11 protein-coding genes are annotated in these 13090 nt (G+C 45.3%); 3 read left to right on the forward strand and 8 right to left on the reverse strand.

Annotated features, from left to right (window positions below; genetic code table 11):
- Nucleotides 1–85 precede the first annotated feature (85 nt).
- Both B9G69_RS11510 and B9G69_RS11515 read right to left on the reverse strand, forming a co-directional pair.
- Nucleotides 86–928 carry an MBL fold metallo-hydrolase gene (locus B9G69_RS11510; RefSeq protein WP_088614921.1) on the reverse strand — a complete coding sequence of 281 codons (843 nt, stop codon included), beginning with the start codon at nucleotides 926–928 and terminating at the stop codon, nucleotides 86–88.
- 51 nt (nucleotides 929–979) lie between these two features.
- Nucleotides 980–2272, reverse strand: a complete 1293-nt coding sequence (locus B9G69_RS11515) for an enoyl ACP reductase FabMG family protein (RefSeq protein WP_265437755.1) — start codon at nucleotides 2270–2272, stop codon at nucleotides 980–982.
- A 172-nt stretch (nucleotides 2273–2444) separates the two neighbouring features.
- Here B9G69_RS11515 and B9G69_RS11520 point away from each other — a divergent pair, with 172 nt between their 5' ends.
- From B9G69_RS11520 to B9G69_RS11530, 3 genes are all read left to right on the forward strand, one after another.
- Complete coding sequence (locus B9G69_RS11520) at nucleotides 2445–2996, forward strand: DUF3465 domain-containing protein (protein WP_088614919.1); 552 nt, start codon at nucleotides 2445–2447, stop codon at nucleotides 2994–2996.
- 115 nt (nucleotides 2997–3111) lie between these two features.
- Nucleotides 3112–3846, forward strand: coding sequence for a helical backbone metal receptor (locus tag B9G69_RS11525; RefSeq protein WP_254916813.1), 735 nt, complete (start codon nucleotides 3112–3114; stop codon nucleotides 3844–3846).
- Nucleotides 3846–4271, forward strand: coding sequence for an NUDIX domain-containing protein (locus B9G69_RS11530; RefSeq protein ID WP_088614918.1), 426 nt, complete (start codon nucleotides 3846–3848; stop codon nucleotides 4269–4271). The genes B9G69_RS11525 and B9G69_RS11530 overlap by 1 nt, the downstream gene beginning before the upstream one ends.
- Here the strand turns inward: B9G69_RS11530 and B9G69_RS11535 are convergent, their stop codons facing one another.
- The 6 genes from B9G69_RS11535 to B9G69_RS11560 form a co-directional block, all read right to left on the reverse strand.
- Nucleotides 4272–4829 (reverse strand): hypothetical protein, encoded by a 558-nt coding sequence (locus tag B9G69_RS11535; RefSeq protein WP_265437756.1) that lies wholly within the window; start codon nucleotides 4827–4829, stop codon nucleotides 4272–4274.
- 29 nt (nucleotides 4830–4858) lie between these two features.
- Nucleotides 4859–5650 (reverse strand): hypothetical protein, encoded by a 792-nt coding sequence (locus B9G69_RS11540; RefSeq protein WP_217897680.1) that lies wholly within the window; start codon nucleotides 5648–5650, stop codon nucleotides 4859–4861.
- A 406-nt stretch (nucleotides 5651–6056) separates the two neighbouring features.
- Nucleotides 6057–9335 (reverse strand): hypothetical protein, encoded by a 3279-nt coding sequence (locus B9G69_RS11545; RefSeq protein ID WP_088614915.1) that lies wholly within the window; start codon nucleotides 9333–9335, stop codon nucleotides 6057–6059.
- Nucleotides 9322–10440: a hypothetical protein gene (locus tag B9G69_RS11550; RefSeq protein ID WP_254916812.1), complete on the reverse strand. Its 1119-nt coding sequence runs from the start codon at nucleotides 10438–10440 to the stop codon at nucleotides 9322–9324. Before B9G69_RS11550 ends, B9G69_RS11545 begins: the two co-directional genes overlap by 14 nt.
- 179 nt (nucleotides 10441–10619) lie before the next feature.
- Nucleotides 10620–11900 (reverse strand): 3-deoxy-D-manno-octulosonic acid transferase, encoded by a 1281-nt coding sequence (locus B9G69_RS11555; RefSeq protein ID WP_088614913.1) that lies wholly within the window; start codon nucleotides 11898–11900, stop codon nucleotides 10620–10622.
- Entirely contained in the window at nucleotides 11897–12943 is a 1047-nt protein-coding gene (locus tag B9G69_RS11560; protein WP_088614912.1) for a glycosyltransferase family 9 protein, read from the reverse strand. Before B9G69_RS11560 ends, B9G69_RS11555 begins: the two co-directional genes overlap by 4 nt.
- Nucleotides 12944–13090 lie beyond the last annotated feature (147 nt).

Below are 13090 nucleotides of genomic sequence, written 5' to 3' on the forward strand. Positions count from 1 at the left end.
GATTCCGCCCGGAGGAAGACTGTCGATCACCGCGACCACATCACTGACACGGTCTTCGAAAGTGAATTTTTCAAAGTTCTCCCACCTATCGTCCTGGATAAATAACAACTCGAGAGCGATGTTTTTCAGGAATACGGTGATTCAAAATTTTCAAGGCTTCGTGATCAGGATAGCGGCTGGAAATATGAATCAGGACAATTTGTTCTGATTCGATTTCGTCTAGGCGCGGAATGATCTCATCAATGTGGGTGTGGCCCCATTCGCGAGCGTTGGCGATGGTGCGCTTGTTGTCCAGATATGTCGATTCCATCATAAGGATTTTGGATTTTTTAATCCAAGGACGTGAATCCAAGAATTCAATCTGCGTGTCACCTGTAAAAGTCACCATCGGGTGGTGATGGACTTCGTTCACCTCTTCACCTTTACGGCGAAGACTTACGATCTCTTCCTGGCTAAGCCCCGCCAGATCTGCGCGCAATTTTTTGGACGTTTCAAACAGGGTATAACCGAAAGATTCAATTCGGTGGGTAGTTGGAAACACCTTAACATAATTATTCTGGTTGATCTCGATTTCGTCGTCAGCTTTCACGGGGATGAAATCAAATTTGTACTGATGTTGCTCAATTTTTTCCCATTCCCGCATGATATTGGTCATCGGTGCCACCAACGACGTCGGCATATAAAACTGCGCGGCGTTTTGCGACGTCATGGCTTTTTGGGAAATGATATAGGGGATTCCAGCGGCATGGTCTAAGTGACCGTGGCTGATAAAAAACTTTTTAAGGGTCAACAGGTAAGGGTAGCCCTGAGCCACGTCGAAACTTAAAGAAAGGTCCGGCATGGCAATGGCTGTGCGAATCCCCGAAAGCGATAAGCCGTGGAATTTATATTTTTGATAACTCCAATCGGCCCCCGCAACAACAGACATTTTTTTTACCCCTTTATGACGTCCTCTACTCCAGTGGAGCCGGAGTGTAGATTACATGCAGCGAGCTACGATATCGTGGCCCAACCAAGCAACCGGTGACTTTGGAGCCCATGAATCATGAAGCATCACATAGCCACAAGATTTAAAGACCACTTCAGATAAAACTGCGGTGATCAAATTCTTCTGATCTTTATGTAAATCAAATAGATAGTCGGAAGACTTCAACATGTACTCCATCTGATCCTGACGAGTATGTTGCGGCCATTTGTCGTACTTTGTAAACTCCAAAGTCAGTGGGTTTGTCAGATATTCGTCGGTGAATTGCTTGATGTGTTCAAATGTCACGCCGTCTTTTAAAAGCTCTTGGCATTGTTTTAAAACCTGTCTGCCGTGTTCTTTATCTCCAGCGTCTTTATGGATAGCTGCAACCAAAGGATAAAGTGATACTTCAACACCTTGAAACACAGAAGACGAGTTTGTAAGGATCTCTGGGCAGTTGTAAACACAGCAACTCGTGCCTTGTTTTGAAAAGGCAATAGCATAGTCTTCAAGAGCCATCTTCGCCCAACCTTGGAAGTAACAAGTGTAAGTCTGCCATTTGTAATCGTTTTTGATCAAAACTTCTGTGCCATGGTAACCGTACGCTGTGTAAGAAACGTGGCTGCCCGAAGCTTCCAACTTTTTGCGGAGTGGGGCAGAGATCTCAACCAAGTGTTTGAAAGTTTCAGCGGTGACTTCTTTAAAATTACGTAAACAGAACTGACCAATTTCAGAATCCATCAAAGTTTGAGAGCCCACGTGGCGATCGCCCGTGCCCTTACAAACGCGATTTAGAATCGGCATAATGATTTTAGTGCGGGGAACACCACCGGCCATCAAGTGAGCGAACACAACATTCGCACCTGCCGGGATGTGCTTTTCAAGTTCTTTAACGAAAAGTTCCGTGTTCTTTTTAAAGCGTTCAGAACCTGCTTTTTGTGATTCATCAATCGCTTTCCAATCAAGCTTGGCATTTTCCCACTCGCCCAATTTGATGCCTGCCAATTGATCACATGGAGTGACGCCATTAGAGGCGGGCTCCATATCAAACCCAGCTTCCAAGGGAACATTAATAAATGGTTGAGGGATGTTTGCTGTTTCCTCAGCATTCAATGCGCGCAAAGAACCGTCTTTTTCACGACGACCCACAGTTGCACGAACAATCGTCATGCCACGACGTTCAGCTTCTTCAACAAGTCCGTTCGCATATCCGCGAGAGAAAAGTTCTCCGAATAGAACAAGGACATCGCCTTTTTTGTACGGGCTCAGAGCTGGTTTTTCCTGAATTGGGAATAGTTGCGTCATTTTATACCTCACATTTGCAAAGGCGATATAGTGTTCTGCCTCCTGACAGGAATCAAGTTTTCATTCTATTTTCGCTCTGCGGGGTTAACAAAACTCTGACAATGAAGCGGCACATCTTACTAGTATTGACCGCAAAAGTGTTGGACGATTTTGAAATGCAAAGGAGTGCATTATGAAACGGATTTTAGCGTCAGTTTTGGGTCTGATTTTATCGGGATCCATCGCATTCGCAACAGAGGCAGCGCCGGATTGCATCGCAAATGGGCAAGTTCTTCCAGTCAATAATGAGCAAGTTCTGCTTTGGAAGAAACAAACTAAGAATCAGTATAAAAATCGGGGCCATATCTATGGAGTGGTAACGAATATTTATGCGGGTAAGGCGAGCCATCAGCACTTTCAGGTGAAAATTGGGGAAGGACCTCGTGATACAATCGAGGTCGTCTATAATACAAGCTTCCGCGAAATCGATAATCTTCGCGTGGGCGCAACGGTTGAGTCATGTGGTGATTACATCACCTCTAACGCCAAAGCAGGTCACTACAAACCATCCCCAGATGGTGCAATCCTGCATTGGGTGCATGAATCAACGAACAATCGCCATGACTCTGGTTATGTGATGGTTGATGGCGTTTTGCATGGAATGCCTCATGGTCGTCAGTTCTATGACTTTGACTATGATTATGACGGGGAAGCAGATTTTGACTCTCTAGCACCTGCCATGTAGTCTTCTTTTAAGGAGACATAAAAATGCGTGTGGTTAGTATGGTCCCATCGTGGACTGAGACATTGCTAAGAGCTCTAGCACCTGCCATGTAGTCTTCTTTTAAGGAGACATAAAAATGCGTGTGGTTAGTATGGTCCCATCGTGGACTGAGACATTGCTAAGAGCTGGAATCAATGTTGTCGGCCGCACGCGTTTTTGTATCCATCCCGCGAACAGAGTATCTAATATTGCGATTGTCGGCGGAACCAAAGAGGTTTCCTGGGATCTTGTTATGGATCTGAAGCCCGATATCGTTCTGCTGGATCAGGAAGAAAATCCTTACGAAATGGCGGAGGAGTGTCCCGTCAAGTATGTGGCCACGCACGTTCATTCTATTGAAACTTTGCAAAAAGAACTGGTGCGCTTGGGCGAATTTTTTGAAAACGCGGCCCTCATGGAGCTGGCTGTTGATGCATTGGATGTCTTAGAAAAGCCGACGCCGAAATTTGATCCAAAGAAAATTCCAGGATTTATGGAGTGGGTAAAGATCCCTTCGCAAAACTACGAAGAGGTTTTGTATCTTATCTGGAAAAAACCTTGGATGGCAGTCAGCAAAGAAACCTATATCGGATCTGTTTTAAATAAATTAGGCATGAAAGTTGTCGAGTTTCCTGAGGGTGAAAAGTATCCTGTGATTGAACTTGAAGATCACCCGAACGCTTTGTGTTTGTTTTCCTCAGAGCCTTTCCCATTCGCCAAAAAAATCTCCGACCTTAAGGGACTGGGCGTGGAAGGAGCCATTGTGAACGGGGAGTCGTTCTCGTGGTTCGGCCACCGCTCCATTCAGTTTCTTAAGGAGACTTTGAAATAATGCAGACAAGAAATACATTTTCAGCCGGAGTTGTTCCTTTCACGAAAACAAAGGACGGCCACCTACGCTTTTTAATCTTGAGATGCTTTAATTACTGGGATTTTCCTAAGGGCGAAGTTGAATTTAAAGAAGACCCGTTTAAGGCAGCCCTTCGCGAGATGAAAGAGGAAACCGGATTGATCAATGCGGATTTTCCCTTTGGTCATGATTACTATGAAACAGAACGCTATGCTCAAGGCAAAGTTGCAAGGTATTATCTTGGAAAGATCGAAGGCCAACCGGAAATCGAACTTGGCGTCAGTGAGGTGTTGGGGCAACCCGAACATCAGGAATATCGTTGGGCCACGCCGGATGAGTGTAAGTATTTATTCGGCCCAAGACTCAACCGAGTTTTAACTTGGGCCTTAGAAAAAATCGGAAACTAGTTACTTCAAACGCTTATCAAGCATGTTCAATGTTTTCGCCATCAACTCAATGCGGTCTTGAACTTGTGCCGCTTCGCTCGGAGTAAGCCAGATCATCATTTGGCCAGAGACCACCGCCGCGATAGAAGCCGCACTCATCGTTCCACCCATGAGCAGGCCAACAACCAGGCCGCCGCCGCCTCCCGCTGTCAGTGAAAGTTTTCTGGATGAAGACACCTCATCGCCCAATACACCAGCAACCAAAACCATACCGCCCACGCCGATTCCAACTAAACCGGTCTTGCGCAATGTGTATCCAAAGCGTTCACCGTCACGGGTCTCGGCAACGTCAAAGTCTGCTTTCAAAGCGATGATGATCTGGCGAAGATCTTCTTTAGCTTGCAGAAGTTCTTCATCGCTCATTTGCGCCAAAGTTTTTTTGGCGCCTTTTTCCTCCAGCATTTGCATCAATTGTTGTTGGCGCTCTGACATCCCCGAGGAAGCCGCCGTGGCCATGTGAGGTGTCAGGGCATTGAAAGCCAATACCATTGTTGCGATCATAACCGTCTTCTTTTTCATAAATCTCTCCCTTAATCAGTTTTTAAAATCTATTTTTTATAAAGCCCGCGTTTTTCAAATTCTTGATCTAGTTCATTCAGAAAGCCGTCCATATTATCCAAGGACTGTTTAAGTTGACCTTTCTTTTTCTCATTGATGTTTGCCATCGTGTCTTCATAGCTCTGCCATGAGAGAACAGCGAATAAAGTCAGTGCTACCACTTTATAGGCCTTTGCAAAGTGACGATAACCATCGACATAATTTTGATTTTGGGAGCGATAGTGAGCATTGATTTCCGCGCGCGCAGATTCCGGCCCCTCACGAAGAATTCGTTCTATAATTGGAGCGGGGAGAGTTCGATCTGCAACAAAAGGAAGATCTGCAGGGTTTAATAAAAATTGGACGGCACGATGAGAAAAAATCTTACGAAGAATTCCCCGGGTGCGAGCTTGATCATAACCATGATCTTTCATCAATCCTTCAAGCCCACGTGATAAAACCTCACGCTCTACCCAGCGAGATGGCGCCGAAGATGAAATCGAGGAATCTCGACTCAAGCGGGCCGTCAATTGAATCAATCGATCAATACGAACTACGCGCTCGCGAAGCTCCACCGAAGTAGGCTCTTTATGAAGTGCCAGCTGCCGAGCACTGAAACGCAAAACCATCGTCTGAAGCAACGAAGCCCCATCCAAGTCATAGTGCTCAGAAAGCACCTCGCGCGCAGCCAGCCGTACCTGAGAATCAGCCTCAAATACACCCTCGCAACGGGGAGCCCGAGCCAACGCCGATTGAGAAATAAAAATAAAGCCCAAGAAAAGGCGAGCAAACTTTAAAGTCACAGCAACAATAGAAATAGCAATCCAAGTGCCGTGTCCCAAAATGAGACAAACAATCTCAATACGTCGCCGCCACCAATACAACAGCTATGAAACAAAAATTTGAATAATAAAATCCCGACAGCCACAAAAATCTCCAATCCCAAAACCTAAACGATCTTATCGAAGAAGAGACTGTCGAACTCCTACCTCAAGAGTGACAAAAACAAGTAAGAAAATAAGTCAGCGGTCGAATAAGTCCCGGCGGACTTGGGTGGTGGTAACGCAGCGACCTCCGTGGGCGCCACGACGGCGCGCACTCGCCGAAGGCGAGCCACGGCTGAGCCTGGATGGCGGGTCGCGGAGATACCACCACCCAAGGGCGACGGGATTTATTCGGTCCCGTCTCGACGTAATTTACGAAAAGAGTTTAGTTACGGAACATGCCAGGCGAAGCAGGCATCCCGAAGCCAAAGATCTGAGAAATCATACTGGTTGCGTCGTTCTGAATTTGCTCAGAAGTTTGCGTCGAGTGAGGCATGATTGAATTGCCTTTGATCGCAGTCACAAACTTGTTGAAGTCATTCGTCGAGCGCAAAGCCAGGAAGAAGTTACGATTGCGATCGTCACCATTGTCTTGCATTTGTGTGCTCGAAGTCTCTTGAGCGATCATATAGTAGTTTTCAGTCACGTCGACAGGCAATGTTCTGTCAGTGCCTTCACACAGCATCAGACCACGAGTCACCGCAGCCGCTACTTCGTTTTCGCTCAAACGTGGGTTCAAAGTGTTCAAGTAATCGGAGCGACGGAAGTCGTACCATGATTTTTGACCTTTGATGAACAACGATGGATTCAATTTCACGATCGCACATTGTTCGTATTTCGCCACGCGCACTTTGATTTTGCTTTGTTGAACGGTCATGGTTGTCGACGTATTTACGCTGACCCCATTGCTTGTGCCGTGGGAGTTTGACCACGATAAGTTCATACCCACATCAGCACCTACAGAGAAGAACTCTAGGAACTTAAAGTTCAAACCACCTTTAGCGCCAACACTGCGAGAGAACGTCTCTGACTTAGAGCGGCTCATCGCAAAGCTCGTACCCACGCTTAAACCTTGGTTGAAACCTTGTAGGTAACGGCTGCCAATAACCTGTTTAGCAACCAAGCGGCGTTCAGTTTGGAAAAACGCTTCAGGATTTTTCTTAACAGCACTGTAGCAATCCGAAGCCAAAGTCATGACAGCATCATTTTGCAGAGTGCCGCCTTTGTTTTTATTCATGCGCGGCAAATAGTCCTGAGCCCAAAAGACACAAAGTTTTTGCGCGATGTCCGCTGTCAGTTTACCTGTTGCGATCACGTTCATAAGATCTTTTTTAGTTGTCAGCAAGCGGCGGTCGCGGTTGGCAAGGGCAGGAACCAGGCCACCCAGAGTGTTGTTTTCTGCAGCAGTGTTCAACGTTATCAAATCCAAATTGTTTTGCATCGCAAACGCCACTGGTTTTGACATCGCATCCAAGTTTTTCAAACGTTCACGTTGTTCAAGTTGACCTTGAGCCATGATTTTGCTGATGATGCTTGTTTGCACATTCGCGCCTTGACCATTGATCAAGAACTGATTCACAGCTGCAGGGTCGGCGATACGAACGTTACGTCCTGCTTCATCGACGTTCAAAGTGAAAGGACCCATGAATGTCGGCGTTTCAAGTCCTGTTGATTTATCAATCGCTGAATCCAAAGAGGCTTTAGCATCTTTCAATGCAATTTGGGAGTCTTTGCCGACTTGGATTTTAGTCTCATCCACAGGATAGATCTCAATCAACATTGTGTTACGGCTGCCCAAGGCCTTAAGGTCTTGAGTTTGGAATTGGATCTCCGTATTAATTTGACCTGACAGAACAGTCACAAGCTTTTGTGCTGAAGTTACATAAGTTCTGTTTGAGTCGTAATCCGCATTTTTAACAACAGCCATTTTTAACAAGTAAGTACCGTCACGAAGTTTTTGAACTTCAGAACGACCATTCGACAAGCTTGAGTACACAAGCAAGTGTGGATCCATACGAACTTGGATTTTCTTAGTCACAGTCAGGTTGAACATCGTGTCTACAGAGTAGTTGTAAGACACTGTGTTGTAGCTGTAAGCGTCCAACATCAATTGCGTGCGTGGACGGTTTTCTTGCTTACAGTCCAAAACCAGTTTTTCTGTTGGATCTACGTAACGAAGGTCACGAGCTGTGGGACCCCAAGTTTCCCAAGGATTTACCAACATCGGAAGTGTTTCGTTCATGCCAAGTTCTTTATTAGAGATCATCACGGAACCCTTGATGAAACGTTGGCAGTCAAAGTATTTAAATTTGATGCTTTCATCCCAAGTGATGCAAGAGTTGTTATCTGTTTTGATATTCACCTTTTGTGCAGTCTCGGCCTCTGTTTGACGGAACTTAGTCACCGTGAACGTGTGGGCACGAGTCGACTTTTGATCCAAACCGTTTTTAACGCAAGCTTTTACAGAGTAAATCACTTCACGCATAGAAGTAGTCTCTTCACCCACGCGGATGAATTTAAACTCTAGTTGTGAAACTTCGATTTTAGGTTTCTGGTAAGTTTCATCGTCAACCGCGTTCGCGTTTGTTTTAGAAACTTGAACCATGTTGGCATTGATGTATTCAGCCAATTTAAAATCTTTAGATTGTGCGACTTGAGAGCTGATTTTCAAAAAGTTCGAACCTTTGATTTGGTCGTACTCATTCAGCATGTAAAAGCCTTGAAAAGGCATCAAGCCTTCTGGGCCATTGACAGCCGTCAACTCAAGACCGAATGCCACTTGTCCACGAGTTGGGATGGCACTCAAAGAAAGTACGGATTTCAGACCTAAAGAGCCGTTTTCCATTGTGCTTGTCATTTCGGATGTCTGTGCAAGCAAGCGGTGAACTTCTTTGTTATTCTCAGTATAAATATGGATCAAGCTCATGCGGGCTTTGAAGGTACCTGCAGCCAGGGACTTCAAAACGAATTCGCCATTCATTTTCGTCAATTGAATGGCAGGAGCCGGATTTCCACGGAACTCAAGTTCCAGATTTACACCCTCTGTTGTCATCTTTTTCTCAGTAACGAACAAACGACCGTCTTCAACCCACAACTTGCGCGTGCGAACTTGATCGTCAGCAGAGAAGCCCTTCAATGCTTGTTGAACTGCTTTTTTATCAGAGACCAATTTATCAACTTGCTCTTTACGCAGATCGACAACTGCTGGCAAAGATTCCCCATGAGACCAAGGGTTGATCGCAAGGTCGATTTCGCGTGTGCCTTTTTGCAAGCCCAGGCCTTGGATGTGACGTTTGATCTCAATATATTGAGAGTCAGCCAGGTAGTTGTATTTGATTTTTTCAGACCAGTTAATGCAACCAGCAGCATCAGAAGTAATGTTTTGCTGAGTTTCTTGGATCATGAACTTGTGACCCGCGATTGTCTTATTATAAGCAACATCTTTCACGCAAACAGAGAAGTTAAATACTTTAGAGTCAGGCAATGCGAATGCGCCCGCAGTTTGTTCTGTGGAAGCAGTTCCTTTGATGCTGTCGATATTAAAGGTCGCAGCCTGTGAGCCTGATTCGTTTTTATCTTTAGGCGAAGGCAAATTACAAGCTGCCAACGTCAAAAGGTTCAACCCTAAAATGAATTTTACGAAATACATTTTAGATGTTTGCATAGAAAGTCTCCAGCTTGATCATAATAAACTTCTCGCGTGATTGAACGGTGTTCGAAAACATAACTTCAGATTCTTTGTATGAAGCCCCAAGGTCGAAACCTTGCTTCAAGAATGAGAAAAAGCTGCCAACTTCATAGCCGATACGGTTTGTTTCGTAACCGCGAGCATTGAAGTAAGCAACCGCTGCTTCTGGAGCAACTGAGAAGTATTTTGCCATAACGCTGAAATCAAGAGCGGAGGATACGTGAATTCTAGTGCCACCTTTAACTGAGTACGCTGTATTTACATTGTCCGCAGCTTGAGTGTTTTTTACGTATTCAGCTTCCAATGTTAAATCCAGCAACGTGCTGACCGGAACAGAAATCTCGGTTCCAGCTTCAACACCCGCATATTTGTTAACAAATTCATAGTGAGCATCTGAAATCGTATTCACTTCATTACCCAAAAGCATAGATTGTTGAGCCACTGCAGAAGGTAGGTTGCTGTAAGCAAAATAACCGATTTTGTTTTTCCAAAAGCCATTTTTAGAAGGGATAAAGTTCATTCGAACAGACGCGGAATTCAAAGATGGAGTGGGCTCTTTTTCTTGCGTGTTTGTGCTTAAAGAAGTCGAAGTTGGAATCGCAGATTCAACCACGAAACCTGATACCATTGAACCCATTCTGAAAAGGCTTTGCATGCGCGCAGACGGGAAAGCCATTGAATCAATTAACAATGAAGTATGGTTATAACGTTGGTCCAAAGCTCCCGCTGCCAACTGAAAGAAATTCGCAGGTTTATACATCAAACCGGCTTGATTCAATAGAATCGCGTTTTTCATGCTGTCGGCGCCATCGATTGTCTGAGATTGGCCAGAAACAACACGGAATCCAGGTTGGAAATCAATATAAAGGGAATTCGTTAAGACATATTTGGATTTAAGCTCCAAGCGCAGGTCTACATATTTAGCTTGGGTTTGCTCGTCCTCTTGGCTTTGGCCTTTCATAGACATACGCCATTCCGCCGAGAACTTCTTAGTCTCAGAGTCATTAGATACTGTTGTCACAGACGTACCTTGAGCCCAAGCTTGGCCTACCAGTATCAAAGTGAGACAAAGTGCTGTCATAGCGGACGTTTTCATAAAACCCCTGTTACGGGGGATTACTTCAAGTTCCGTGCACGCTTTGTAATACTTAAAACAAATACAATAGACTTAAAAACGTGAGGCCGCCCCCGGTGCCAAAATTTGCTTAACAGGGGCTAGGAATGGCTCAGGTTCTTTGGGGAAATAAGCGATCCATTAAACTAAAAGAAACTGCTTAGGACTCTTTGGGTGGAATTCTTATTTTTACCAATCTCTGATCGAATTTCCTCTTTGATGTGAGGGAATGCAAAAGACTTCTTACGCATACGATCGATCAATACCATGATATCTTCCGAGGAGTGCACCACTTGCACGATCATGCCGGAGGAGAAATTCTTTTTCTGATAGAACAACGCTTCGCGGTTGTTCTGATGGTGAGGACCTACTAAAACGGGCAATCCCGCAGCCAATGCTTCCATGACAGAGTGAACTTGCTTCTTAAAGCTGCCACCAATGAAGGCGACATCAGACCACGTGTAAAGCTCTGCCAAAATTCCGACTTTATCCACTAGCAAAATACTGCCCACGGGCCATTGTGTGGATTTCGAGTAAAGTACATAAGGGAGGCCCGCATCGCTGAATTGTTTTTCCAGTTTTTCCAAATGCTCAGGTGTGGTTTCGTGAGGTGCGATAATGATTTTCAAATTGTCGCGCTTAAGTTTCGCCAAGGCTGGAACTAAAACAGCTTCATCCTCTGGCCATGTGGAACCTGCGATAAAAACGAATTCGTCTGTCGAGGGCATCAATTCGTTTTTCAACTCTTTGGGGTTTTCCAGACGGTGAAAGACTTGATCAAAGCGGGTGTCGCCACTGACTTCGATACGAGTTTTAATACCTAGCAAATACAAATTGCGGCGGTCTTCCTCTGAAACACAGTGGATTTCATCCAACTGGTTCATTGCATACTTCGTCAGGAATTTTGATAAGCCTTTAAGACGTGAAGAATTGTCGGCAAACGTGGCAGAGAAAAGTCCTGCGGTTAAGCGTTTCTTTTTCGCAGTACGAGCCAGTACCGGCCATACATCGGTGCGCGAAAAAAGCAAAGCGCGGGGATTCCATTTAGCAATGAAGGCAGTGATTAGGAAATCGAAATCCCAGGGCAATGCTGCCCACATGTCGATATCGTGCATGCTTTCTAAAATCTTTTTCGCAGAAGGAGACGAATAGGTCACGATGACGGGAATCTCTGGATTTTTCTTTTTAAACTCACGGATCACGGGCCGGGCATATTCGATTTCGCCGCTGGCGGCATGAATCCACAAAGGGCGGTGCAAAGTGATTAACTTTTCAGTTCCTGGATGAACCATTTTATAAAAGCTGTGATTTTTGTCTTCGATCATTTCACGAAGTTTTCCACCGATGAAAGGGCGCAGGATCTGCAAGACCATCCAGGCTAGGGGAACAATGACAAACTTATAAAGCCAGAAAACCAACACGCTCATTTTGTTTCCTCAAGGATGCTGCGAAGTTGTTCAGCGACTTGTGCCGGCGTAATATCTACCAAGCACTTGTGAAATTTTTCTTTATTCACGCAAGGACCCTGACCATGTTTGCTGCAAGGGCGGCAATACAAATCAAGCTCCATGATTTTAGTTGTCGGACGAGACGGAAAGCCAAAGGGAGCTGGGCCCATCAAAGCAATTGTGCGTTTCCCAAGCTGTTCTGCCACGTGCAAAAGACCTGTATCGTTACTAATTACGGCGCGGGAGTGACCCACAACTGCGGAACTCACTTGCAAAGATGTTTTGCCAGCCAAATTCATCACGCGATCAGGAGCTACAGCATGGATGTCTTCGATGAAAGAATCTTCTGGTCCGCCCAAAAGGACAAACTTTTGAGTGGGCATCAGTTGGATCAACTCTTTCCAATAGTCCTTAGGCCAACGTTTTAAGAAATAAGCAGCGGAAGGCGCTAAAGCAACTGCATTCATATACTCGCCCAAAATATCCCGAGCTTTTTCCATCACGTCTTGGCTGGGGAAAATTTGCGGAGCAGGGGGTGCTAGTTTAGAAACACCCCATGGTTGCAAGGGTTCCAACAAGTCACGTTGCCCATTAAAGGGCTGTTCGAACTTATTGATGCGGAACTTGAAAAGCAAAAGTCTTTTCCATCGACGGATGGATCTGCGAATAAAGTAGGGACCAATTCCAATAAAACCGAAAGGTCGCAAGATCATGGAAATGATGCGCGAACGAGAGTTGTTGTGGGCATCGTAAATATGCGTGAAGTTTTCTTGGCGCATAGACCACACAAGTTTTGCTAATCCCAAAGCTCCCGCCTTGCGATCAAACTCCCACACCTTGTGAATGTGCGGATGGTTTTTTAATAAAGGTGCCATGTCTTTGCGTGTGATCCAATGGATCTGCGCTTCAGGAAATGCTTTCGCAATTGCTGAAGGAACGCTTAATGTCTGCACGACATCGCCAAACGCTGAGAAGCGAATGATTAAAAATTTAGCACCCTTGCGGGTCTCAGTTTGAGACATGCCTGAATCCTAGCAAGGGCGCCCAAAAAGGTCACTTGTTTAAAACGTTCCATGGCTCTGCCCCTTAAAATCCGCCTCACCAGGGCACGGCCTGTGAAGTATAAGCGGTGGATAGGGAGAACTATGTTATTTAGACGACCCCCCAAA

Origin of the sequence: Bdellovibrio sp. SKB1291214, assembly GCF_002209355.2 — a bacterium.
Classification (GTDB): domain Bacteria; phylum Bdellovibrionota; class Bdellovibrionia; order Bdellovibrionales; family Bdellovibrionaceae; genus Bdellovibrio.